We start from the raw sequence: 22,146 nt of genomic DNA on the forward strand, positions 1-22,146 counted from the left end.
GGGCCCCGAGCGCGCAGGCACATCAGGGGCCGGATGTATAATCGCGGCTAGATGTACCTGCCATCATGGGCTTGTCAAGGAAGGCCGCCCTCAGGCGACCATATCCATCATCCGGTAGAGCTGGGTGACCGAGACGATTCCCATCCGGCGTAGCGGCAATGCGGGCAGCTTCGGTGCGGGACCGTTGGGAACCTCGATCTGCGCCAGATTTCCTTTTTCGGCCATGACCTTGCCCACGAGGGTGCCATAGGAGCTGGCCATCGCCACGCCGCGGCCGCAATAGCCATAGGCCGTCCAGATGTTGGGGCGGGGCTGGTCGATACGGGGCATGAAGTCCCGCGTCATCCCGACCCGTCCGGCCCAGCGATGGCTGATGCCGATGTTTTTCAGCTCGGGATAGATGCGGTGCAGGGAGGCGATGACATGGGCGAAATCGCCATTCTTGCGCGGCCCGTCCAGCAAGCCGCGGGTGCCGAACAGCATCCGCCGGTCGCTTTCCATGTGCCAGTAATGCAGGATGCGGCGGCTGTCGGAGGCCGACTGGCCGTGACGCATGATCCGTGCCGCGATCTCCTCGGGGATCGGGTCGGTGGCGACCATATGGGTGTGGATGGTGGCCAGCTGCGCGCCGCTTTCACGGTCGAGCCCATTGCCATAGGCATTGGTGGTGATCAGCACCTGTCCGGCCCGGACTACGCCCTGTGCGGTCCGCACCCTTGTGCCGTCCGGACCATGCTCGAGGCCGGTGACAGGGCTGTTTTCATGGAGGATGACGCCAAGGCCCTGCGCCGCACGGGCAAGGCCGCGCGCATAGGCCAGCGGGTTGAGCGCACCACATTCGTGGTCGATCATCGCCCCCATATAGGTCTCGGTGCCCAGATGCTCCGCCGTCTGGGCGCGGTCGAGCATCGCGAGGCCCTTCGTGCCATCGGCCGTCCAGCTCTCGCAACGTTCCCTGGTGCGCGCAAGCCCCGCCGCATTATGGGCGGGCAGGATCCAGCCGTTCTTGCGCAGATCGCATCTGATATCGAAGCGCGCGATCAGATCGAAGACCTGCTGCACGGTCCCGTCGCCGAATGCTGCCATCGCGCCACCGCGCTCACGTCCATATTGGGCGATCAACCCCGTGCGGCTGGTCTTGAAGCCGCGGATGACAGAGCCGGAATTGCGCCCCGATCCGCCCCAGCCGACATGGCCCGCCTCGAGAAGGCGCACATCGAGCCCGCGCTCGGCCAGCGCGATCGCAGCCGTCAGCCCGCTATAGCCCGCACCGATCACCGCCACATCGCAACGGACCTCGCCCGCGAGAGGGGCCGCGCCCAGTGCGGATTCCTGCGCGACATCGCCCCAATAGGCTGGAAACTTGACGCTGCAATCCGGCCGGTTTGCGGGCTGCGGGGTGGAAGGGGAAGACATTCGATACCTCGGTGCCGGTCAGGCCTTGGGAGTTGGGGTGATTTCGTGCAACCTCAGCGTGGTTGCATAATGGAAGTCGAGCTCGGCCTTGGCGGTGGCGCCATCGCGGCGGGCGAGTGCTGCAAAGATCCGCTGGTGGTCGGCAAGGGCTGCAGCCGGACCGTTATCGCGTTCGAGCTCGTTCGAACGGATCAGACGGACCCTGTCGAGCACGCGGCGGGTCTCGGCGACGAGCATGCTATTTTGCGAAAGCTCCGCAATCAGCATGTGGAAATCGGCATCGAGTACACTGAATTCGGCGCGCGAACTGCTGGCGAGGGCTCCCGATTGCCGGTCCAGAACATGGGCGATCCGGTCAAGGTCCTCGTCGCGCGCGGATTTCACCAGCCGGTCGACTGCCAGATGTTCGAGCGCCGCCCTGATCCGGTAGGTCACCTCGACCTCGTCATAGCTGTAGTTGCGCACGGCATATTTGCGCCCCACGCGCTCGACCAGCCCTTCGCTCTCGAGCCGTTTGAGCGCATCCCGTGCCGGAACCCGGCTCGCGCCGAACCATGTTGCGACATCCTCCTCGCGCAGGGGATCGCCCATCCGGAACTCATGGCTGATGAGCCGCGCCTTCAGCCCTTCATAGATTTCCGATCCGCGCGTCTGTGGTTGATGTTTTTCGGGCTGGGTCTGGGGAGTCATGAAAACCTCTTTTGGTTTCAGTATACCTAGTTGGAAAAGGCGTTCCATATCCGATATTCACGAATATGAAAATTTACATAGTATTTGCAATGTTATCCGAATTTTAAGCGTTATATTTGTGCTGTGCCTGTCTTTTGCGCGTGTTGTGCGGGGTTGGTTATGCGCTGTGCTGGTCATTTCGGTATACATTATTGCAACTATAACCCGTGTTCGAGCGGGAGCGAAGCCGCAGGGTTGTCTCCGAATGCCTCGTGATGCCGTGCGGCCAGTCGACGACCCGCGGCGGATGCGCAGGCCTGTTGCTTCTGTCGATACGGGGGCGAACAGATGGGCGCTTGCCGGTAACGTGCTGCAGAACACCGTAGACTCCGGTGCGTGGCGGGCCTGCGCTCCCGCTCACCGGTCTCCAGAGGACCCGTTTTTCGCGCCGCGATTTCCAATGGCCGCGGTATCGCCTAGACTATGCGCTGGATGATGACAGCGGGCTTCGGCCCGACATGCTGGATGTGGATTGAAGACATGAAGATGATTATCGATACGGACCCGGGCGTTGATGACGCGATGGCGATCCTTTACGCCGCTGCGCACCCCGGGATCGAGTTGCTGGGGCTGACAACGGTCTTTGGCAATGTGACGGTCGAGCAGGCCACCCGCAACGCGCTGCATCTGGTCGAGCGGGCGGGCCTCGATATACCGGTGGCGCAGGGGGCCTCCAAGCCGTTGGTGAACGGGCCGATCGAGCCCAGTCACCATGTGCACGGGCCGGAAGGGTTTGGCGATATTACCGATATCACCGTGTCGCGCAAAGCGATCTCCGAGAGCGCGCCGGAGTTTCTGGTCAGGATGGCGCGCGAATATCGTGGCGAGCTGGTCCTGTGCCCTGTCGGGCCGATCACCAATATCGCCCATGCGATCGCGCTCGATCCCGGTTTTGCCGGCAATCTGGCGGAGATCGTATTCATGGGCGGGGCGCTCGATGTGCCGGGCAATGTCTCGCCCGTGGCCGAGGCCAATACCTATCACGATCCCCATGCGCTGGATGTCGTGGTGCAGAGCGGCGCGAAGATCCGCATGGTCGGGCTGGATGTGACCAATAAGGTGCTGCTCGATGCCGCTGATTTCGCGGCGCTCGAAGGGATCAACCCCACCCATGGGGCCTTCCTGCGCGAGATGAGCCATTTCTATCTGGAGTTCTACAAATCCCGTGGCCAGATCGGATGCGGGCTTCATGATCCGTTGACAGTGATGTCGGCGGTGATGCCGGATCTTCTGGGGCTGACAGTGACACCTCTGGCGGTGACGCTGGAGGGGCCCGAGGCAGGCGCTACGCGGCGTGGGGCAGGGCGTCCTCCGATCGAGGTGGCCACCAGTTGTAATCCCGATCAGGTCAAGGATCTGTTCTTCGCGCCCTTCCGCTAGGACGTGTCGCGCCACCTTCCGGGGTGGCGCGCTTATTCGCTGGCGGCCTTGTCAGGAGGCCGCACGGTTGCGATAGCGGGCCGAATGGATACGGTTGCCGCAGGTCTTGCTGTTGCAATAGAGCCGCTTGCCATTGCGGGTCGTATCCAGAAACAGCCGGTTGCAATCATGGCCTTCGCAGGTGCGCAGCCGTCCCCATTCCCCTATGATGATGAGGCGCGACAGTGCGTAGGTGGTGATCGCCTTGATATGGTCGATATAGCTCGCATCCTCCAGCGTATAATGGAAATGCGGGGTCGGATCCTCGGGGTGGGTCACGATCTGCGGGATCGCCGAGGCCGAGAAGAACAGTTCGTTGAGCATATCCATGCGCGGTTGCAGCTCTGGGGTGCGGATAATTTCATTGAGCCGCTGGCGCAGATTGCGCATGGCCAGTAGCTCGGCCTGTGAGCCATCGGGCTGATAGAAGATTTGTAGCGCGCGCCCCATTCTCAGCAGCGACTCGCTATCGGGCAGCCCTTCCTGCCCGCCGCGTTCGGGCAACGAATTGACCAGCGCGACGGCCATTTCTGCCGATGGTTGGGTGTCAGTACCAAAAAGCATCTTGCTCATTTTGCGGGCTTCCCTCTCTGGAGCGGGGTGGTATCGCCCCATAAATCAGCAAAAGATATTTAGTCAATGAATAAAACACTTCTGATCAATCCGGCGCAAGCTGGAAAATTTCCTTGTTTTAAAGACTAAAAATCGCATGAAAAATAGATATTGTCGGATTTTCTCCAGTAATTCGTCAGTTTCAAAACTATTGACAGGCCTGTTTATGCTTCTGCTTACTTGTCCTGCATCGTGCATTATTTGCCTGATGTTACCTATAAAATTATGAGGCGGCTGACAATTTACTGATTCAAAATTCAATTTGCACATGGTTGTCATAATCCCGCCCATGTCCCAACAGGAGCAAGCAAACAAGATGTCCCACATTTCTTTGCCGATACTCACGCGACACAGTTCCACAGCCTCGGCCCGCGCGGCGCTTGGCGCTGTCATGGTGGTCTGGGCAACGGGTCAGGCGTTCGCCGCCGATACCGACACGATCCATATCGCCTCGAGCGCCCCCCTGACCGGACCGGCCGCGGCCTACGGGATCGAAACGATGAACGGGCTGCATCTGGCCATCGACGAGATCAACAAGGCGGGCGGGATCGGTGGCAAGCAGATCGAGCTGACCGAGCTGGATGACCAATGCGATCCCACACAGGCGGCCACGGCGGCCAATCGTATCATCTCGGACCGCTCCATCGTGGCGGTGGTAGGCAATGTCTGCAGCTCGGCGACGCTGGCACAGATGCCGATCTTCGGACGGGTCAAGCTACCGGTCATTGCCGCGACCGCCAGCTCACCTGCCCTGTCGAAAAAGGGCTTCGCCAATTTCGCGCGCATCATTCCCAATGACGATCTGCAAGGCGCGGGCAGTGTCGAGCTCGGCACCGATGTGCTGGGATACAAGAAGCTCGCCGTGCTCTATCCCAGCGATGATTACGGACAGGTCTTGCTTGATATCGCCAAGGATACGGCGGCCAAAACGGGCGGCGAGATCGTGGCCTCCGAGACCTATGTCTCGGGCTCGACCAATGACTTCTCCTCGCTGCTGGCCAATGTCGCGGCCGCCAAACCCGATGCCCTGTTCCTTGCGGGCTATTATGCCGATATGGGTGCTGCGGTCAGCCAGTCTGTGCGGGCCTTTGGCGGCGAGAAGATCCCGCTTCTGGCCAATGCTCAGACACAGGTGCCCGAATATGTCGATCTGGCAGGCAAGGCCGCCGAGGGCACTTGGGTGACCAATGTCTATGATGTCCACAATCCTAGCCCGCAGAACCAGGCCTTTGTGAGCGTCTATGAAGCGACTTTCGATGCTACGCCCGGCGTTCAGGCGGCGGCCGGTTATGACAATATCTATGTGCTCAAACAGGCGATCGAGGATAATGGTGGCGAGACCTCCGATCTGATGCCGGCAATTCTCGCCTCGAAATATGACGGTGCGATGGGTCCGATCCGTTTCGACGAGACGGGCGACAATACCGGTGGCGCGCTCGTTGTGCTGCAGCTCAAGGACGGGTCGTGGGATTTCGATGAGACCCGCACCGAAGAGCTTCACGCCGACTGACGCCCGATATGCGCGGGTGCCGTCCCGCGCATCTTCTCCAGTTTCCCCAATCGGGCCGCTTCCGGCCAGCGGCTTTGCCATGCGCGATGGACGCGCATCCCAGAGAGGTGTTTTCCGATGCAATTCCTTGCAACCCAGATGCTGAACGGTCTGACCGCCGGTGTCGTCTATGCGATGCTCGCGGTGGGCTATTCGCTGGTCTACGGCATTCTGCAGCAGATCAATTTCGCCCATGGCTATGTCTATATGTTCGGCACCTTCGTGACCGCCTCGCTGATTGCGGGGGGCGCGCCCTTGTGGCTGGCAATCGTGGCTGGGCTCCTGACGGGGGCGGTAATGGCCATTGCCATCGAGCGCTTCGCCTACCGGCCCGTGCGCGGCAACCGCATGGCGCCCACGGTTACGGCCGTGGGGATCGGGCTCATCATCGAGAATGTCGCCCAGTTGATCTGGTCCTCGCGCATCCGCCCGATGCCCTTCCCGATGCAGGATGACATCTTCCATCTCGGTCCCGTGGTGCTGAGCCCGCTGCAGCTGGTCGTCGCAGTGGTCGGGCTGGCCATGGCCGGGCTCTTGTGGTTCCTCACGACCAAAACCGATCTGGGTCGCGCCATGCGCGCGGTGAAGGATGATCTGGCGACCGCCGAGCTGATGGGGGTGCCGGTCGATCGGGTGGTGGTCACCGTCTATGTGGTGGGCGCGATCTTCGGCGTGGTGGGCGGCATTCTCTATGGCGCCTATTACAACACCCTCTCCATCACGATGGGCTTTACCGGCACACTCAATGCCTTCACCGCCACGGTGATCGGCGGCATCGGGAGCGTCTGGGGGGCCTTTGCGGGCGGGCTGTTGCTGGGCGTCGTGCAGGCGATGGTCACGGGCTATGTCAGCTCGGCGCTCCTCAATACCGTCACCTTCTCGCTGCTGATCCTGTTCCTGCTCCTGCGTCCCACGGGGATCGCGGGTGTGCAGATCGCGCAACGTCCCTGAGGAGGCCATCATGAGCAATGTGTCGAATATGGAAAATACGGGAGCAATCGGGCAGGGGAGGAGTCTGCCCTGGCCCAGGGGCCGCATCGCGCTGGTCGCGGGCTGGGTGATCGGGCTTGCCATCGTGCTGGCGATCCCGCTGCTCGGGCTCTCGCCCATCTGGCAGGCGGCCGCGCTTCTGACGGTGATCTATGTGCCCGCAGCGGTGGGCCAGAACCTGATCATCGGCAATGCGGGGCTTCTGGCGATGGGTCAGGCGGCCTTTGTGGGCGTGGGCGCCTACGCTTCCTCGGTGCTGGCGGTGCGTTATAACCTTGATGCCTCGATCACCATTCTGGCGGCGATCGTCATTTCGGGCGGGGTCGGTGCGCTGGTGGGCTTTCCGGCGCTACGGATCAGCGGTGACTATCTCTTCATTGTCTCGCTGGGTTTCAACCTGATCGTCATCGACGTGATCTTGCAATGGGGCAGCGTCACGGGCGGGGCCACGGGGCTGACCGGCGTGCCGACCATGCGCCTCTTCGGCTATGATCTGGGGATCGGTCCGGCCTTCTATTTCGGGACGGTGGGGATCGTGCTTCTGAGCCTGCTGGCCACGCAGCGGATCGTCTCGAGCCGTTTCGGCCTGACGATGGAAGCGATCCGCGATGACGAGCTGGCCGCCGCCTCGGTGGGCATCAACACTGCTGCGCCCAAGATCTGTTTCTTCGCCATAGGCTCGGCACTTGCGGGGCTCTCGGGGGCGCTTCTGGGCTATAATCTGGGCTATGTCGGCTTCAAGAGCTTTGACGTTTCGGCGAGTCTGCTGATCTTCCAGATGGCGGTGATCGGCGGGCTCGGGCGCATCAGCGGCTCGATCCTGGGGGTGTGCATCATCATCCTTGTGCCCGAAGTGCTGCGTCCCTTGCAGGAATATCGCCAGCTTCTGGCGGGGCTCTTCATCGTGATCCTCATGGCCACCCGCCCCGAAGGGCTGCTGGGCAAGACCAAGATCACCAATCTGATCAAGAAATGAGGCAGTGATGTTTGATACTACTCCCACCGACACCCCTGCGCTGAGCGTCTCCGGTCTCTCGCTCTCCTATGGCGGGGTGAAGGCGCTCGAGGATGTGAGCGTGACGGTGCCCGAAGGCCGTATCATCGGGTTGATCGGACCGAACGGCTCGGGGAAATCGTCTTTTATCAACGTGATTTCAGGGGCCTATCAGGGCGCCTATGAGGGTGAGGTGCGGATCGGCGGGCGCGAGATGCGCGGCATCCCCGCCAATCGCCGCGCCAAGGCGGGGCTGGGGCGCATCTTTCAGGGGATCCGGCTCTTCGATACCCTGACGATCGAGCAGAATATCCTGCTGGGCGGCCATATCCATTACGGTTCGGGCTTTGCTGGCAGCATCCTGCGCACCCCGCAGGCACGGCGCGAACTGGCCCGCCAGCGCGAGCGCGCCTACGAGATCATGGCGCTTTTCGGGGACCGGCTCTTGCCACGCGCGGGCCAGCAGGTTCTGTCACTCTCCTACGCCAATCGCCGGCGGGTCGAGATCGCGCGAGCGCTGATGTCGGCGCCCGAACTTCTCCTGCTCGATGAGCCGATGGCGGGGATGAATCCGCATGAGACCGAGGAGCTGACCGACCAGCTGCGTGCGCTCAATGACACCCGAAAAATCTCGATGCTCCTCGTCGAGCACAAGATGCAGGTGATCAGCGAGCTCTGCGACAGCACCTATGTGCTCAGCAGCGGCAAGATCATCACCCATGGGCCGGTGGCCCGGATCCAAGCAGATGAACGCGTGGTGGAGGCATTCCTTGGCTAATTTCCAGACTGCAGAGGCCGTCTCGGACGTGCCGCTACTCGAGCTTGACAATGTCAGCGTGAATTATGGCCGCTTCCGCGCGCTGAGCAATGTCGGCTACCGCATCTATCCCGGTCAGATCGTGGCGCTTCTGGGGGGCAATGCCTCCGGAAAATCCACCTCCATGAAAACTATCTCGGGCACCACCGATGTGACCGAGGGGCGCATCCTGTGGAAGGGCGAGGCGGTGACCGCCGACAAGACCCCAAAACGTATGTCACGCGGGATCGGCGTTGTGCCCGAGGGCCGGCGGATGTTCGCCTCGCTCACCGTGCTGGAAAACCTCCAGTTGGGTGCATGGGCGGGCGCAAAACGCGGCGCCTCGACCCGCGATATCGAGAAGGTGGTCGAGCTGTTTCCGCCGCTTGCCAAGCTCCTGCACCGCCCCTCGGGAGTGCTCTCGGGCGGCGAGCAGCAGATGGTGGCCTTCGGGCGCGCGCTGATCCGCAACCCCGAGCTGGTGATCATGGACGAGCCCTCCATGGGGCTGGCGCCCGCGCTGGTCAAACGTGTCTTCGAGATTATCGAGGAGATCCGTGCCCGCGGGGTAGCGGTCTTTATCGTCGAACAGAATGCCCGCGCGGCGCTGAAGGTCGCCGATTACGCCTATGTGCTGGCCGCAGGAAATGTCGTGCTGGAAGGCGCCCCTTCGGTCGTGGCGGATGCCCCGATGATGACCGAAGCCTATCTTGGAAAACGGAGTTAAGCCTATGGGTAAGAAGTGGACTATCGTCACAGGCGCGGGCAGTGGCATGGGGCAGGCCTTTGCGCGGCGCTTTATCGCGGCGGGTTGGGGGGTTCTGGCGATGGACCTCTCACCCGAGGGTCTGGCCGCGCTCTCCCCGCAGGACGGTCTGATCACCGCCGTCGTCGATGTGGCCGATCGTGCCGCAGTGGCGCGGGCGATCAAGGAGGCAGGCATCGGGCCCGATCTGCATGCCGCCGTGACCGCCGCCGGGATCTTCCCGCCCACCACGCTGGCGGATTACACCGAAGAGAAATTCACAAAGATCATGAGTGTCAATGTATTGGGGACATTGAACGTGGCGGCCGAAGCGATTTCGGTAATGCAGTCCCATGGCACGAAAGGGGCGATCGTCACCATCAGTTCGGCGGATGCGTTTACCGCCTCGACCGGGCAGCTGGTCTATAGCGCCTCCAAGGCCGCGGTAGTGTCGCTGACGCGGGTTCTGGCGGCAACTGTGGCGGCCTCGGATATCACCGTCAACGGGATCGCGCCGGGTTGGGTCAATACCCCCGGCAATGCCGCGACCGGTCGGATGGTGGGGGCGGAGAAACATATCCCGCTCGGGCGCGTGGCCCAGCCCGACGAGATCGGCCAATGGGTCTGGACTCTGGCCAGCCGCGAGGGCGCTCCCTTCGTCACGGGCGAAACGATCAAGGTCACCGGCGGCGAGCTGATGAGCTGAGCCTTGGTGCAACATTTTACGGATTGGAGAAGATGATGGACAAGAAACCGCAACGTATCTGTGTGATCGGCTCTGGCGTGACCGGTCTCGTGGCGATCCGCGAGCTGCTGGCCGAGGGCTACGAGGTGCAGGCGTTCGAGAAATCGGGCGATGTGATAGGGGTCTGGGCGAATGTCTACGACTCTGTGCAGTTGCTGACCTCGCGCAAGGCCACCGCCTTCAAGGGCTATCCGATGCCCGAGGACACGGCGCAATTCCCTACAGGCCAGCAATATCGCGACTATATCCGCTCGGTCGCCAAGAAGGCCGGCCTGTTGCCGCATATCCGCTTCAATTGCGAGGTCGTCTCGGCCGAGCCGGTCGAGAAGGGCGCTAAAGGCTGGCAGATCACGCTGGGTGATGGCACACGCCAGCATTTCGATGCGGTGGTGGCGGCGCATGGCCATCTGTGGTCGCCGCGCATCCCGCAGGTAGAGGGCCGTTTTACCGGCAAGATGATGCATACCTCGCAGTATCGCAGCCCGCAGGATATGGAGGGCGAGAGCGTGCTGGTGGTGGGCTCGGGCAATTCGGCCTGTGATATGGTCACCGATGCCATCGCCTCGGGGCGGCAGGCCTATATGTCGCTCAACCGGCCCACATGGTTCGTGCCGCAATCCTTCTTCGGCACGCCGCGCGCCGATCTGACCTTCCCCGCGCATTTCCCCGGTGCCTCGGGCGACGAGATGAACCATCTGATGGTGAAAATGTCGGTGGGCGAGCCGCAATCCTACGGCTTCCCGCAGCCCGCCGACGAGGACTGGAGCGCGCGGCCCCCGACCTTCTCCACGCTGGTTCCCTATTGGGCGCAGCGTGGGCGGGTGAAGCCTGTGCCCAAGATCGCGCGGTTCGAGGGCAGACAGGTGACCTTCGTCGATGGTAGCACGCTGCAGGTCGACACGCTGATCTGGGCGACCGGCTATCTGGCCCCCGTGCCCTTCCTGCCCGAAGGGCTTCTGGACTATATCGGCGATTTCCCGGCCCGTAAGGTGGGCGGGCTTCTGGCGGCCAATCTGGACAATCTCTATTTCTCCGGCATGTGCAGCCCGCGCGGCGGTGCGCCCAACAATTACGGGCGCGGAGCCGAGACGTTGGCCAAGCTCGTGACCGCACGGTTCCGGCTCGGGGCCTCGCTCTGCGAGACGGTCTTTGCCGATGAGGCGCCGACGGGGCGGATGGACTGGATGCTGGCGCATTGGGTGGCGGAACTCGAGGCCGCCGAGGCCCGCCTTGTGCAGGCCTGCGCCGCGGCCCCCGCCCCTGTCGAAGAGGCGCTTGTCGACTGAGGGGGAACAAGCGGGCCAATGGACTCCAAAATATGGCCTCTGGTATATATTTCCATTTTATACGCTAGAGGACATATTGAAATTTTATATCTTTTGGGGCATATTCTCGACCGAAGGAGAGCCTGATGCCCCATCCCGGTCCCCTATTGGCCCGCACGCCCGCCGATATCGGTCATGCGATCCGCGCTGCCCGCAAGGCGCGCGGCCTGACACAAACCCAGCTCGCAACTCTGAGCAATGTCGGACAGGCCACGATCTCCAAGCTGGAAAGCGGGGCGGTGGTGCCGACGCTGGAGACGGTTTTCGATATTCTGGCGGTGCTGGATCTGGAGCTGCATGTCACCCCCCGTAGCCGCTCGGGCGATCTCGAGGACCTGTTCTGATGGGGCGCAAACGCCATTTCGTGCCGCTCGATGTCTATCTCAACGGGCGTCAGGTGGGTCAGCTTGCCCGCGCCGCAAGCGGAGCGGTGTATTTTGCCTATGGCCGTGACTGGCTCGATTGGGAGCATAGCTTTCCGGTCTCGCTCTCGCTGCCGCTCCGCGAGGGCCGCTATAGTGGTGCGGTGGTGCTGGCGGTGTTCGACAACCTGCTGCCCGATTACGAGCCGATCCGTCGCCGTGTGGCCGAGCGGGTGGGGGCGCAGGGCGCCGATACCTACGGGCTTTTGTCGGCCATCGGGCGCGATTGCGTAGGGGCGTTGCAGTTTCTGCCCGAGGGCGAGGCGCCGCAGGCGCTCGACCGGCTCAGCGGCACCGTGCTGGACGAGGCGCAGATCGCCGCCCGTCTGCGCGATCTGGATCTCGCCCCACTGGGGCTGCGCGCTGAAAGCGGCTTCCGCATCTCGATTGCGGGTGCGCAGGAAAAGACGGCGCTCCTGTACCAGAACGGACAATGGATCGAGCCCGATGGCACCACACCCACGACCCATATCCTCAAGCCCCAGATCGGACGCCTGCCCAACGGAATGGACCTGTCGGACAGCGTCGAGAACGAGCATCTGTGCCTGACCCTTCTGGAGGCTTTCGGGCTGTCGGTGGCCCAGACGCGGATCGCGCGGTTCGAGGACCAGAAGGTGCTGGTGGTCGAGCGTTTCGACAGGCGTTGGGCGCGGGACGGGCGGCTGTTGCGGCTGCCGCAGGAGGATATGTGCCAGGCGCTGTCCATCCCGCCCTCGCGCAAATACCAGAACGAGGGCGGGCCGGGCATCGCCGAGATCATGGCGCTTTTGCGCGGCAGCGACCAGCCGCTACAGGACCGGCTGGATTTCTTCAGGGCCAATGTGCTCTTCTGGCTGATGGGCGCGACCGATGGGCATGCCAAGAATTTTAGCCTCGCGCTGGCACCGGGCGGGCGCTTCCGGATGACCCCGCTCTATGATGTGTTGAGCGTGCAGCCGGGTGTGGACAGCCGCCAGATCGAGCGCAAGGAGTTCCGGCTGGCCATGCGCTGGGGCGGGTCCAACAATTATCGCGTCCAGGATATCGCCGGACGCCATATCATCGAGACGGGGCTGGCCTCGGGCCTCTCGCGCGAGATGATCGCGCAGCTATGCGAAGAGCTGCGGGACAGGGCCGAGGGTGCCATCGCGCGCAGCTATGACGCTCTGCCCGAGGAGGTGCCGGTTCGCATTCTCGACAGTATCGCCACGGCGATGACCGCGCGGCTGAAGGGGCTGGTCTGAATGGCTGCCCTGTCGCCGCTGCGGCGGAGCGGGCCTAGGACGTGGCGTGGCGCTCCACATCGAAGCCTGCGGCCTGCCATTCGGCAAAGCCTTCCTCGAGACGGCGGATATTATACCCCATCGCCCTGAGCTTCGCCACCAGCCGGAACGACGACACGCAATAGGTGCCGCGGCAATAGGCGACGATTTCCTGATCGCGGGGCAGCTTTGCCAGTATTGCCTCGATTGTCTCATCGGGCACGCTCAGCGCGCCGGGCAGATGACCGAGGGCGTATTCGTCTTCCGGACGGGCATCGAGCACCGTCACCGCCCCGTCCTGCAGCCGCATCTGCAATTCATCGCGCGAGACGGGTTCCAGCGCATCCAGATTGCGGAAGTAATCCGACAAAACTTCGCGCAGGGTCGCGCTGCTTTGCTCGGCCAGCACCGAGAGCGATTGCAGCACGGTCAGGATCTGGTCGCTGGCCAGGCGGTAATGCACATGCTTGCCCTTGCGCTGCCCAACGACCAGAGCGTTACGCTTGAGCGATTGCAGATGCTGGGAGGTATTGGCGATAGACAGGCCCGTCAGTTCGGCCAGCCTTTCCACGCTGCGCTCTCCTTGCGAGACCAGTTGCAACAGCACCAGCCGGTGCGGATTGCCCAAGGCACGGGAAATCTCCGCCATGCGGTGGAACACCATATTCCGCGGATGGACCTTCGTCATGACGATCTCCTACTCTCCGAGCCAAACACGGGAGCATTTTCTTAATTTGTCCGGTCGAGGTCAAGTCGAGCCCCGATTACATTGACCATGCTTCATTCAATACTTTACTTGAATGGGAGAACGGCACAGCGCGCGAGGCCACGCAAGGGTGGTTCGGGCAGCTTAGGCCCGCATTTAAAAGGTTACGACCGGAGGCATCATGGAAGATCAAACTATCGCATTCATCGGTCTGGGGAATATGGGCGGCGCGATGTCATCCAATCTGGTGAAGGCCGGCTACAAGGTAACGGGCTACGATCCCGCACAAGGCGCGCGGGCACAGGCCGAAGCGAATGGCGTGGCTCTGGCTGACAGCGCAGTCGAGGCGGTGGCTGGTGCCGACATCATCCTGACCATGTTGCCCGATGCCTCTTTCGTGCGCGACGTCTGGGCCGAGATCCTGCCCCATGCCAAGAAGGGTGCGCTGATCGCCGATAGCTCGACTATCGACGTGATGAGCGCACGCGAGATCCACCAGATGGCGGCTCAGGCGGGTCTGCAAAGCGTCGATGCGCCGGTCTCGGGCGGTGTTGCCGGTGCACAGGCGGCCAAGCTGACCTTCATGCTGGGCGGCTCCGAGGAGGCGCTCGCGCGGATCGAGCCGGTGCTGGCCGTTATGGGCCAGAAATCGGTGCGCTGCGGCGAGGCGGGCTCGGGGCAGGCGGCCAAGATCTGCAACAACATGATCTTGGGTGTGAATATCGTCGCCGTCTCCGAAGCCTTCGCGCTGGCCGAGAAGCTGGGTCTTTCGGCACAGGCGATGTTCGATGTGGCTTCGGGATCGACGGGCCAGTGCTGGGCGCTGACGAGCTATTGCCCCGTGCCGGGCATCGTGCCGACCGCGCCGTCGAACAACGATTACAAACCTGGGGCTGCGGCGACCATGTTGCTCAAGGATCTGCGTCTGGCCCAGGAGGCGGCAGGGTCGGTCTCGGCCAACACCCCGCTGGGGACGCATGTGACCGAAATCTACGAGAAATTCGTCGAAGCCGGATTTGGTGGCGAGGATTTCTCGGCCATCATCAAATCCCTGCGCTAAGCGCCACGGAAGGAGAGGTTTGACAATGACATATCCCGGCCCCGTGGTCAGTGCGGACTGGCTGAAAGACCATCTTGCCGATCCGAATGTGGTGATCGTCGATGGCACCGTGCATCTGGCCGATACCGGTCGCAACGCCAAGGAGGAATATGCCGCCGCGCATATTCCCGGTGCGCTGTTCTTCGATCTCGATATCATTGCCGATCCCGATAATCCGCGCCCGCGCAAGATCCCGAGCCGTGCGCGCTTCATCGACGAGGTCGGCAAGCTGGGCATAGCCGCGGGCCAGCATATCGTCGTCTACGATGTGCCCGGGCTCTATAGCGCAGCGCGTGTGTGGTGGCTGTTCCGCCAGTTCGGCTATGACAATGTCTCGGTGCTCGATGGCGGCATGGTGGCATGGAAGGCCGCAGGCGGCGCGCTCGAGACGGACGTGGTCGAACGCTCCGCGACGGTCTTCGCACCGGGGGAGAGCCGCGACCTTCTGGCACTGGCGCCCGATGTTCTTGAGCGGTCCAACGCGGGCCAGCAGATCATCGATGCCCGCACCGCAGGGCGATGGGCCGGCACCGAGACCGACCGCTATCCGGGCGCACGGGCGGGCCATATCCCCAATAGCCTCAATCTCTACTGGGCCAATCTTCTGGACCCGCAGGCGCGCACTTTCCTGCCTGACGCAGAGATTGACGCGAAGTTCCGCGAGGCGGGGCTGGATCTGGATCAGCCGGTCACGATTTCCTGCGGCTCGGGGTTGACCGCCTGCATTCTGGCGCTCGCTCTGCACCGTCTGGGCCGCGATGACTGGCAGGTCTATGACGGCAGCTGGGACGAATGGGGCCGCAACCATGATCTGCCGGTTGCCGTGAAGGGAGAGGTGCAATGAGCAATACGATTGTATCGGTGGAGGAGCTTGCCGCCCATCCCGAATGGCGCGTCTTCGATTGCACCCATTCGATGAGCGACCCGCAAGCCGGCCACGCCGCCTATCTCGAGAGCCACATCCCCAATGCGCTGCATGCGCAGATGGAGACCGTTCTGTCGGGGCCGCGGAGCGGGAGCAATGGCCGCAACCCTTTGCCCGACCCGCATGTTTTTGCGGATTGGCTGGGGCAGGCGGGGCTGCGCAGCGATGATCAGGTGGTCTGCTATGACCGTGGCGGCAATGCCGCCGCCGCCCGCATGTGGTGGATGCTGCGCTGGATCGGCTTCGAGAGGGTTGCCGTGCTGGATGGCGGGATGCAGGCATGGCAGGCGGCGGGGCTCCCTCTGACCTCCGAGGTGCCGGAATTCGCGCCGACCACGGTAAGCGCGCAACCCGATAACACCCGCATTGTCGATCTTGAGGCGGTGAAAGCCAGCCTCGAAAGCGGTGATTTTGTCACCGTTGATGCGCGCGGGGCCGAGAAATATCACGGGATCAATGAGACCACCGATCCGCGTGGCGGGCATATTCCGGGGGCGCTGAACCGGCCGTTCTCGCAAAATACCGATGCTTCGGGGCTTTTCAAATCGCCCGAGGCGCTGCGGGAGGAATGGCAGGCCGTGTTGGGCGATCGCCCGATGGCGCAGGTGGTTGCGAGCTGCGGTTCGGGGGTGAGTGCGGCGCATAACTTCCTGTCGCTGGAACTTGCGGGCCTGAAGGGCGTGCGGCTTTACCCTGGCTCGTGGAGCGAGTGGAGCAGTCATCCCGATCTTCCGGCCGAAACCGAATAACCTATAGAAAAGAGAGCAAGACATGTCGCAATGGACCGATATGCTCAAGGGCATCCAGAAAGACTCGGCGCTTCTGAAGGACGCCAATCCGACAATCATCGAGGCCTTCAACGCCGTGCGCGAGGCAGGCCACAAGAATGACGCGATCGACGCCAAGACCCGCGAACTGATCGCGATCGGCGTGGCGGTGGCGCTGCATTGCGAGGGCTGCATCGCCTCGCATGTCTATCAGGCCAAGCGCGCGGGTGCGACAGCCGAGGAGGTTGCGGCAGCTGCCGGCACCGCCATGCTGATCGGGATCGGCTCCGCCTATACCAAGAGCATCGACGTGATGCGCGCCTACGAGGAATTCTGATCTTCTACGCGGCCGCAGGCCAAACCTTGCCCTGACCCTCCGCCGCCTCCGGGCGGAGGGAATATTTTTACGCGCCATTTCCGGGCGCCTCTCCTGTAAAGCCATCCTATAAGGGATCCCCTCATGAGCGTCCTGATCGTATTGGCGGCCCTGGCCGGACTGATCATCACGGCCTATCGCGGCCATAGCGTCATCCTGTTTGCACCTATCTTCGCGATGGCGGCGGTTGTTCTGACCCTGCCTGCCGCCGTGGCCCCCGCCTATTCGAGCCTCTTCATGGCAAAGATGGCGGGCTTCGTGCAGAGCTATTTTCCGGTCTTCCTGCTCGGCGCGATCTTCGGCAAACTCATGGAAGTATCGGGCTTCGCACACTCCATCGTGCAGGCAATGATCCGGCTTTTCGGCGCGCAGCGTTCGATTGCGGTGATCGCGCTGACGGCGACACTGCTGACCTATGGCGGTGTATCGGTCTTTGTGGTGGTCTTCGCGATCTACCCGTTCGGCGCGGCGGCCTTCCGTGCGGCGGGCATCCCCAAGCGGCTTTTGCCCGCAACCATCGCGCTTGGCGCAATGACCTATCCCATCGATGCACTCCCCGGCTCGCCGCAGATCCAGAACATCATCCCCACCACCTTTTTCGGCACTACCAGCTGGGCGGCACCGGTGCTGGGGCTCTTGGGAGCTGCGTTCATCTTCCTGCTGGGCTGGCAATATCTGGAACATCTCCGCCGCAAGGCGCAGGCGGCGGGCGAGGGCTACGGCGCACATGACGATGCCGATCCGGCTGCGTCTCACGATACGGCATTGTTCCATCCGTTGATCGCGATCGCGCCTCTGGTGCTGGTGGGTGTTGTGAATTTCGTCCTGACGCGCTGGCTACCGGTGATTTACGGCGAGAACTTCAGTCTCCAGCTTCCGGGTATGGCGAAGGCCACAGAGGTCGCGGTCAAGTCAAACCTCGGCATCTGGTCGGTGATGGCAGGAATGATCGTGGCGATCCTCTTCGTGCTGGTGGTCGCCCGCCGCCCGCTTGCGGGGCGTTTCACCGAAACAAGCAAACCGGCCATCGCGGGCGCGCTTCTGGCAACGATGAACACGGCGTCCGAATTCGGCTTCGGAGCGATCATCGCAGCGCTTCCGGGCTTTGTGGTGGTGGCCAACGCACTTGGCGCGATTCCCAATCCGCTTCTGAACGAGGCGGTGACGATCAATATCCTGTCGGGGATCACGGGCTCTGCAGCGGCGGGTCTGAGCATTGCACTCGGATCGATGGCCGACCAGTTCGTGGCGGCGGCCAATGCCTCGGGCATCCCGATGGAGGTTCTGCACCGGGTCGCCGCGATGGCTGCGGGGGGTATGGATACCCTTCCGCATAACGGAGCGATCATTACATTGCTGGCGGTCACGGGGATGACCCACCGCGAGGCTTATGGTCCGATCTTCGTGATGACAGTTCTGAAGACGTTGGCCTCCTTCCTTGTTATCGCGCTCTTCTACGCCACCGGTTGGGTATAATCCTCCGGGGTCAGGACGCCGCCCGCGGGCGGCGTCCTGTGGTATTATTCTGCCGGTATAGCCTCGGATTTGACGACCTTATCGGGCGCGAGCGGGAAATGGCACGCCACGCGGATGCGCTCTCCGGCCGTATGCAGGTGCGGGTCACTCTCGCGGCATTTCGCCTGTGCGGCCGGGCAGCGTTCGGCAAAGGCACATCCGGGGGGCAGGCGGATCGGCGAGGGCGGTTCGCCATCGACCAGACATTCCGCAGGATCGTAGGGCGAGGCCTCAAGCGTGGGTGCCGCCGACAGAAGCGCGCGCGTATAGGGGTGGCGCGGATTCAGGAACAGCTCGTCATTGGGGCCCGCTTCCACGATCCGCCCGAGATACATCACCGCCACCCGTGAAGCCACGCGCCGCACCAGTGCCAGATCGTGGCTGATGAAGATGCAAGTGATCGCGCGGTCGCGTTGCAGCTGGCGGAAGAGCTCGATGAGGGGCGTTTGTTCCATCGGGTCGAGCGCCGAGAAGGTCTCGTCGAGAAGCAGCACCTTGGGTTCTAGAACGATGGCACGGGCCACGTTGATCCGCTGGCGCTGACCTGCCGACAACCCGCTGGGCAGTTTGTCATGCAGTGACGGGTCCAGCCCGACCTCGGCCATCGTGGCCTCGACCTTGGCGCGGCGCTCTTTACCCCCGAGCTTTGAGTGGAGCCTGAGCGATTCCGAAATCGTGCGGCCAATGGTCCAATGCGCGGGGATCGAGCCATAGGGGTCTTGCAGCACCAGCTGCAACTGTGCGCGCAGATCAAACCGTTCCTTGGTGGTGAAGGCTCCGACATTGCGCCCCTCGAAGGAGACCGAACCTTCGTCAGGGGCCTCAAGCCAGGTCAGAAGCCGCATCAGCGTGGATTTTCCGCAACCGGATTCCCCCACGATCGCAAGGCTTTCGCCCGGATAGACATCGAAATCGGCGCCGCGCACGGCCTGCACCTCGACCTTGCCAAAGAGCCTGTCCTTGCGTCGGACCTTATAGCTGCGCTTGAGGCCGGTAATGGCCAGCGCGGGCGGGCGGTTCATCACATCGGCCGCCGACAGGCTCTCGGGCGCCTGTGCTCCCCAGATACGCGGGCTCTGCGCGATCATGGTTTCTGCCTGCTGGGTCTTGGGCGCATCGATCAGCTGTTGGGTCGGGCCTTCCTCGACCACGCGGCCTTCATCCATGACGATGATCCGGTCGGCGAAATCCTTGATGACCGGCACAGAGGAGGTGATGAACACAAATGCCGTGCCAAGACGTTCTCGCAGATCCTGGAAGAGCCGGATGATCTGGGCGGCCACCGTCACATCGAGCGGCTGGGTGACGTTGTCGGCCACCACGACCTTGGTCTCGCCGATGATCGCATCCACGATCGCCGCGCGCTGGATCATGCCGCCCGAATATTTCGAGGGGAGTTCGTCCATCCGGTGGCGCGCCTCCGGGATCCGTACCAGATCGAAGAGTTCATGCACACGTTCGAGCGCCTCCTTCATCGAGACATCGGGCCGCAGCATACGGTATTTCTCGGCGATCTGGGTGCCGACGCTCAGCGTCGGGTCGAACACACGGGTCGGGTCCGCCCCGACATAGCCGATGCCGGTGCCGCGCAGACGCTGCAGATCACCGCCGCGGGCGGCAAGGATGTCCTCGCCCGCGATCTCGATACGGCCCGATTGCAGGCCCAGAGGGCGCTCGATCCAGCCGACCAAAGCGCGGCCCAGCACGCTTTTACCCGCGCCCGAGCGACCGACGATGGCCACGGCCTCACCTCTGGAGACTTCGAGCGAGAGGTTGTCGAGGATCGGCGGTAGGGCAGGGTTGGCGGTGTTGGTAATGCTCAGACCGGAGACTTTGAGAAGGGGATCGGACATTATTTCTCTCCTTCGAAGACGGCGTTACGGGCGCGTTCAAGCGCGACACCCATCATGTTGAGCGACAGCAGGAGCAGCATCAGGAACAGGCCCGGCAGGACGGTGACCCACCATGCGTTCATCAGGTATTTGCGGCCATCGGCGATGATCGAGCCAAGCGTCGGGATTGGCGGCTGCAGGCCGATGCCGAGGAAATCGAGCACGCATTCGAAAATCATGATGCGGGCAAGGTCGAACACGGCGGCAAAGGCCATGGGCGGCAGCGCGACAGGGGCGACCATCAGCAGGATGATGCGGATATCGCCTGCGCCCAGCACACGGGCGGCACGGACATATTCCTGCGAGCGCTCGGCCAGCGCGCTGGCACGGGTCAGGCGGGCATAGTTAGGCCATGTCGCCAGCACCAGAACCGAGATGATCAGCGCGGGTGTGGCCCGAGCCAGACCCAGGATGGTGATCGCCAGGATGATCGGCGGGATCGAGAGCTGGATATCGACGACGCGCATCAGGAGCTGGTCGATCTTGCCGCCCACAAAGCCGGCATAGAGCCCTACGGCCGAACCGATGACGAAGGACAGGAAGGTTGCGGCCACGCCGATCACGAAGGTGATCTGCAGGCCCACCAGGGCACGCGAGAGCATGTCACGTCCCAGCTGGTCGGTGCCGAGCGGGAAGTCGGGGTTTGAGCCCTCGAAGCCCCAAGGCGCGCTGAATTTCGCCACGAAATTCATCTTGGTCGGGTCGACATTGAAGACGAAGACCGAAACGAAGGCGAGAACCAGCAGGGCAGCGAAGAGGATTGCACCGCCCAGGAACCACGGCGAGGACCGTGTGGCCAGCCAGATACGGCGACCCATGGCGAGTTCTTTGGTCTTGGGCTTGGCGGGGGTCATATTGGTGGTTTCGAGTGTCATCAGTATTCAAGCCTCGGGTCGAACAGGCCGCTTACGAAATCGACGGCAATATTGACCGCCACGAAGAAGGCGCTGATGATGATGGCGATGGCCTGCACCAGCGGGAAGTCGCGCTGCAGCACAGCCTCGACGGTCAGTTTGCCCAGTCCGGGGAAGTCGAAGACGAATTCGATCACCAGAAGGCTGCCGATCAGGCCGGTCAGCATTACGCCGAGCGTGTTGATGAAAGGCACGGCCGCGCCGCGGAGGATATGGCGGGTGAAGATGGTGCGACGGTCGAGACCGCGGGCAGGCGCTACCTGAATGAAATCGCGACGCGTCATCGACGAGATGGCGGAGGACCATGTGCGGATGAAGATGGGGGCCATTTCGATGGCCAGCACAATGGCCGGAAGGATCATATAGCTGAAGCCGTTATAGCCCACTGGTGGAAGCCATTGCAGCTTGATCGAGACAAGGAGAACCAGAAGCCCCGCGATCCAGAAGCTGGGCATCGAGACGAGGATCGAGGAGCCCATCAGGGTCAGTGCTTCGGGCATGCGGCCCGCGTTGAGCCCTGCCCAGATCCCGATTGGAGCCGAGATCACCAGCGCCAGCCCCATGCCGAGCGCGGCAAGCTCGAGGCTCAGCGGAAGGCGTGCCGCGATCAGACCGATCACATCGGCCTTACCGGCGGTCGGATTGTCGCCGCCACTTCCTGCCAGACCGGATTCCGAACGGACATAGGATTTTCCGAAATCGCCATGCAGGACAATGCCACCGACATATTTTCCGAACTGCACGAGGAAGGGGTCATCAAGCCCCATTTCCTTGGCAAGCGCGTCGACGCTGGCCTGATCGGAGAGGCCGCCCGCCAGCATCCGTGCGGGATCGCCCGGACCGATGCGCAGGAGCGTGAAAACGATCAGTGCTGCGAGGAGGATGATGGCAACACCTTGTGAAAGGCGTCGGGTGAGAAACGAGACGATAGCTATCATGGAACTCCTCGCAGTCGCTGTCAGAGTGGCC

General features: G+C 62.6%; 22 protein-coding genes. 15 read left to right on the forward strand and 7 right to left on the reverse strand.

Annotated elements, in window-relative coordinates:
• Positions 1-90: 90 nt before the first annotated feature.
• Together ABEB22_RS19240 and ABEB22_RS19245 are read right to left on the reverse strand one after the other, a co-directional pair.
• Positions 91-1,416, reverse strand: a complete 1,326-nt coding sequence (locus tag ABEB22_RS19240; RefSeq protein ID WP_349294996.1) for an FAD-binding oxidoreductase — start codon at positions 1,414-1,416, stop codon at positions 91-93.
• Between the two features lie 18 nt (positions 1,417-1,434).
• Positions 1,435-2,106, reverse strand: coding sequence for a GntR family transcriptional regulator (locus ABEB22_RS19245; protein ID WP_339115490.1), 672 nt, complete (start codon positions 2,104-2,106; stop codon positions 1,435-1,437).
• 519 nt (positions 2,107-2,625) lie between these two features.
• Between ABEB22_RS19245 and ABEB22_RS19250 the strand changes: the two genes are divergently transcribed.
• On the forward strand, positions 2,626-3,525 hold the full coding sequence (locus ABEB22_RS19250; RefSeq protein ID WP_349294997.1) for a nucleoside hydrolase: 900 nt from the start codon (positions 2,626-2,628) through the stop codon (positions 3,523-3,525).
• A gap of 51 nt (positions 3,526-3,576) precedes the next feature.
• On the opposite strand, the gene ABEB22_RS19255 is transcribed toward ABEB22_RS19250, so the two are convergent.
• Positions 3,577-4,137, reverse strand: a complete 561-nt coding sequence (locus ABEB22_RS19255) for a CGNR zinc finger domain-containing protein (RefSeq protein ID WP_339115492.1) — start codon at positions 4,135-4,137, stop codon at positions 3,577-3,579.
• A gap of 355 nt (positions 4,138-4,492) precedes the next feature.
• Between ABEB22_RS19255 and ABEB22_RS19260 the strand changes: the two genes are divergently transcribed.
• The 9 genes from ABEB22_RS19260 to ABEB22_RS19300 all read left to right on the forward strand — a co-directional run bounded on the left by ABEB22_RS19260 (position 4,493) and on the right by ABEB22_RS19300 (position 12,965).
• Positions 4,493-5,686 carry an ABC transporter substrate-binding protein gene (locus ABEB22_RS19260; protein WP_349294998.1) on the forward strand — a complete coding sequence of 398 codons (1,194 nt, stop codon included), beginning with the start codon at positions 4,493-4,495 and terminating at the stop codon, positions 5,684-5,686.
• A gap of 117 nt (positions 5,687-5,803) precedes the next feature.
• A complete protein-coding gene (locus tag ABEB22_RS19265) occupies positions 5,804-6,676 on the forward strand; it encodes a branched-chain amino acid ABC transporter permease (RefSeq protein ID WP_339115494.1) in 873 nt (290 codons plus the stop codon).
• Positions 6,677-6,686: 10 nt separating this feature from the next.
• Positions 6,687-7,691 carry a branched-chain amino acid ABC transporter permease gene (locus tag ABEB22_RS19270; protein ID WP_339115495.1) on the forward strand — a complete coding sequence of 335 codons (1,005 nt, stop codon included), beginning with the start codon at positions 6,687-6,689 and terminating at the stop codon, positions 7,689-7,691.
• A gap of 7 nt (positions 7,692-7,698) precedes the next feature.
• Positions 7,699-8,487, forward strand: coding sequence for an ABC transporter ATP-binding protein (locus ABEB22_RS19275; protein ID WP_339115496.1), 789 nt, complete (start codon positions 7,699-7,701; stop codon positions 8,485-8,487).
• Positions 8,480-9,232 (forward strand): ABC transporter ATP-binding protein, encoded by a 753-nt coding sequence (locus tag ABEB22_RS19280; protein WP_339115497.1) that lies wholly within the window; start codon positions 8,480-8,482, stop codon positions 9,230-9,232. Before ABEB22_RS19275 ends, ABEB22_RS19280 begins: the two co-directional genes overlap by 8 nt.
• A 4-nt stretch (positions 9,233-9,236) precedes the next feature.
• The gene (locus ABEB22_RS19285; RefSeq protein WP_349294999.1) at positions 9,237-9,956 is read left to right on the forward strand and encodes an SDR family oxidoreductase; all 720 of its coding nucleotides are present in this window, start codon (positions 9,237-9,239) and stop codon (positions 9,954-9,956) included.
• A 32-nt stretch (positions 9,957-9,988) separates the two neighbouring features.
• Positions 9,989-11,281: an NAD(P)/FAD-dependent oxidoreductase gene (locus tag ABEB22_RS19290; protein ID WP_339115499.1), complete on the forward strand. Its 1,293-nt coding sequence runs from the start codon at positions 9,989-9,991 to the stop codon at positions 11,279-11,281.
• Between the two features lie 125 nt (positions 11,282-11,406).
• Entirely contained in the window at positions 11,407-11,664 is a 258-nt protein-coding gene (locus ABEB22_RS19295) for a helix-turn-helix transcriptional regulator (protein ID WP_339115500.1), read from the forward strand.
• Positions 11,664-12,965: a type II toxin-antitoxin system HipA family toxin gene (locus ABEB22_RS19300; protein WP_349295000.1), complete on the forward strand. Its 1,302-nt coding sequence runs from the start codon at positions 11,664-11,666 to the stop codon at positions 12,963-12,965. Before ABEB22_RS19295 ends, ABEB22_RS19300 begins: the two co-directional genes overlap by 1 nt.
• 34 nt (positions 12,966-12,999) lie before the next feature.
• Here the strand turns inward: ABEB22_RS19300 and ABEB22_RS19305 are convergent, their stop codons facing one another.
• Positions 13,000-13,671 (reverse strand): metalloregulator ArsR/SmtB family transcription factor, encoded by a 672-nt coding sequence (locus ABEB22_RS19305; RefSeq protein WP_349295001.1) that lies wholly within the window; start codon positions 13,669-13,671, stop codon positions 13,000-13,002.
• Positions 13,672-13,870: 199 nt separating this feature from the next.
• Here ABEB22_RS19305 and mmsB point away from each other — a divergent pair, with 199 nt between their 5' ends.
• The 5 genes from mmsB (at position 13,871) to ABEB22_RS19330 (ending at position 18,332) form a co-directional block, all read left to right on the forward strand.
• Positions 13,871-14,749, forward strand: a complete 879-nt coding sequence (gene mmsB, locus ABEB22_RS19310) for a 3-hydroxyisobutyrate dehydrogenase (protein ID WP_339115503.1) — start codon at positions 13,871-13,873, stop codon at positions 14,747-14,749.
• A 25-nt stretch (positions 14,750-14,774) separates the two neighbouring features.
• Positions 14,775-15,632 (forward strand): sulfurtransferase, encoded by an 858-nt coding sequence (locus ABEB22_RS19315; protein WP_349295002.1) that lies wholly within the window; start codon positions 14,775-14,777, stop codon positions 15,630-15,632.
• Positions 15,629-16,462: a sulfurtransferase gene (locus tag ABEB22_RS19320; RefSeq protein ID WP_349295003.1), complete on the forward strand. Its 834-nt coding sequence runs from the start codon at positions 15,629-15,631 to the stop codon at positions 16,460-16,462. Before ABEB22_RS19315 ends, ABEB22_RS19320 begins: the two co-directional genes overlap by 4 nt.
• Positions 16,463-16,484: 22 nt before the next feature.
• Complete coding sequence (locus ABEB22_RS19325; protein ID WP_339115506.1) at positions 16,485-16,817, forward strand: carboxymuconolactone decarboxylase family protein; 333 nt, start codon at positions 16,485-16,487, stop codon at positions 16,815-16,817.
• A 123-nt stretch (positions 16,818-16,940) separates the two neighbouring features.
• On the forward strand, positions 16,941-18,332 hold the full coding sequence (locus tag ABEB22_RS19330) for a GntP family permease (RefSeq protein WP_349295004.1): 1,392 nt from the start codon (positions 16,941-16,943) through the stop codon (positions 18,330-18,332).
• A 44-nt stretch (positions 18,333-18,376) separates the two neighbouring features.
• Here ABEB22_RS19330 and ABEB22_RS19335 read toward each other — a convergent pair whose 3' ends face one another.
• Genes ABEB22_RS19335 through ABEB22_RS19345 form a run of 3 tightly spaced genes read right to left on the reverse strand, consistent with a single transcriptional unit; the run spans position 18,377 to position 22,115 of the window.
• Positions 18,377-20,224: an ABC transporter ATP-binding protein gene (locus ABEB22_RS19335; RefSeq protein ID WP_349295005.1), complete on the reverse strand. Its 1,848-nt coding sequence runs from the start codon at positions 20,222-20,224 to the stop codon at positions 18,377-18,379.
• Positions 20,224-21,138 carry an ABC transporter permease gene (locus tag ABEB22_RS19340; protein ID WP_339115509.1) on the reverse strand — a complete coding sequence of 305 codons (915 nt, stop codon included), beginning with the start codon at positions 21,136-21,138 and terminating at the stop codon, positions 20,224-20,226. Before ABEB22_RS19340 ends, ABEB22_RS19335 begins: the two co-directional genes overlap by 1 nt.
• A complete protein-coding gene (locus tag ABEB22_RS19345; protein WP_339115510.1) occupies positions 21,138-22,115 on the reverse strand; it encodes an ABC transporter permease in 978 nt (325 codons plus the stop codon). The genes ABEB22_RS19340 and ABEB22_RS19345 overlap by 1 nt, the downstream gene beginning before the upstream one ends.
• Positions 22,116-22,146: the final 31 nt, after the last annotated feature.

Origin of the sequence: Thioclava sp. 'Guangxiensis', from assembly GCF_045348365.1 — a bacterium.
In the GTDB taxonomy this organism is placed as follows: domain Bacteria; phylum Pseudomonadota; class Alphaproteobacteria; order Rhodobacterales; family Rhodobacteraceae; genus Thioclava; species Thioclava kandeliae.

Coding starts and splice junctions, on each gene's coding strand:
- ABEB22_RS19240 (WP_349294996.1), bottom strand. CDS start 1,416: ATGTCTTCCCCTTCCACCCCGCAGCCCGCAAACCGGCCGGATTGCAGC.
- ABEB22_RS19245 (WP_339115490.1), bottom strand. CDS start 2,106: ATGACTCCCCAGACCCAGCCCGAAAAACATCAACCACAGACGCGCGGA.
- ABEB22_RS19250 (WP_349294997.1), top strand. CDS start 2,626: ATGAAGATGATTATCGATACGGACCCGGGCGTTGATGACGCGATGGCG.
- ABEB22_RS19255 (WP_339115492.1), bottom strand. CDS start 4,137: ATGAGCAAGATGCTTTTTGGTACTGACACCCAACCATCGGCAGAAATG.
- ABEB22_RS19260 (WP_349294998.1), top strand. CDS start 4,493: ATGTCCCACATTTCTTTGCCGATACTCACGCGACACAGTTCCACAGCC.
- ABEB22_RS19265 (WP_339115494.1), top strand. CDS start 5,804: ATGCAATTCCTTGCAACCCAGATGCTGAACGGTCTGACCGCCGGTGTC.
- ABEB22_RS19270 (WP_339115495.1), top strand. CDS start 6,687: ATGAGCAATGTGTCGAATATGGAAAATACGGGAGCAATCGGGCAGGGG.
- ABEB22_RS19275 (WP_339115496.1), top strand. CDS start 7,699: ATGTTTGATACTACTCCCACCGACACCCCTGCGCTGAGCGTCTCCGGT.
- ABEB22_RS19285 (WP_349294999.1), top strand. CDS start 9,237: ATGGGTAAGAAGTGGACTATCGTCACAGGCGCGGGCAGTGGCATGGGG.
- ABEB22_RS19290 (WP_339115499.1), top strand. CDS start 9,989: ATGATGGACAAGAAACCGCAACGTATCTGTGTGATCGGCTCTGGCGTG.
- ABEB22_RS19295 (WP_339115500.1), top strand. CDS start 11,407: ATGCCCCATCCCGGTCCCCTATTGGCCCGCACGCCCGCCGATATCGGT.
- ABEB22_RS19300 (WP_349295000.1), top strand. CDS start 11,664: ATGGGGCGCAAACGCCATTTCGTGCCGCTCGATGTCTATCTCAACGGG.
- ABEB22_RS19305 (WP_349295001.1), bottom strand. CDS start 13,671: ATGACGAAGGTCCATCCGCGGAATATGGTGTTCCACCGCATGGCGGAG.
- mmsB (WP_339115503.1), top strand. CDS start 13,871: ATGGAAGATCAAACTATCGCATTCATCGGTCTGGGGAATATGGGCGGC.
- ABEB22_RS19315 (WP_349295002.1), top strand. CDS start 14,775: ATGACATATCCCGGCCCCGTGGTCAGTGCGGACTGGCTGAAAGACCAT.
- ABEB22_RS19320 (WP_349295003.1), top strand. CDS start 15,629: ATGAGCAATACGATTGTATCGGTGGAGGAGCTTGCCGCCCATCCCGAA.
- ABEB22_RS19325 (WP_339115506.1), top strand. CDS start 16,485: ATGTCGCAATGGACCGATATGCTCAAGGGCATCCAGAAAGACTCGGCG.
- ABEB22_RS19330 (WP_349295004.1), top strand. CDS start 16,941: ATGAGCGTCCTGATCGTATTGGCGGCCCTGGCCGGACTGATCATCACG.
- ABEB22_RS19335 (WP_349295005.1), bottom strand. CDS start 20,224: ATGTCCGATCCCCTTCTCAAAGTCTCCGGTCTGAGCATTACCAACACC.
- ABEB22_RS19340 (WP_339115509.1), bottom strand. CDS start 21,138: ATGACACTCGAAACCACCAATATGACCCCCGCCAAGCCCAAGACCAAA.
- ABEB22_RS19345 (WP_339115510.1), bottom strand. CDS start 22,115: ATGATAGCTATCGTCTCGTTTCTCACCCGACGCCTTTCACAAGGTGTT.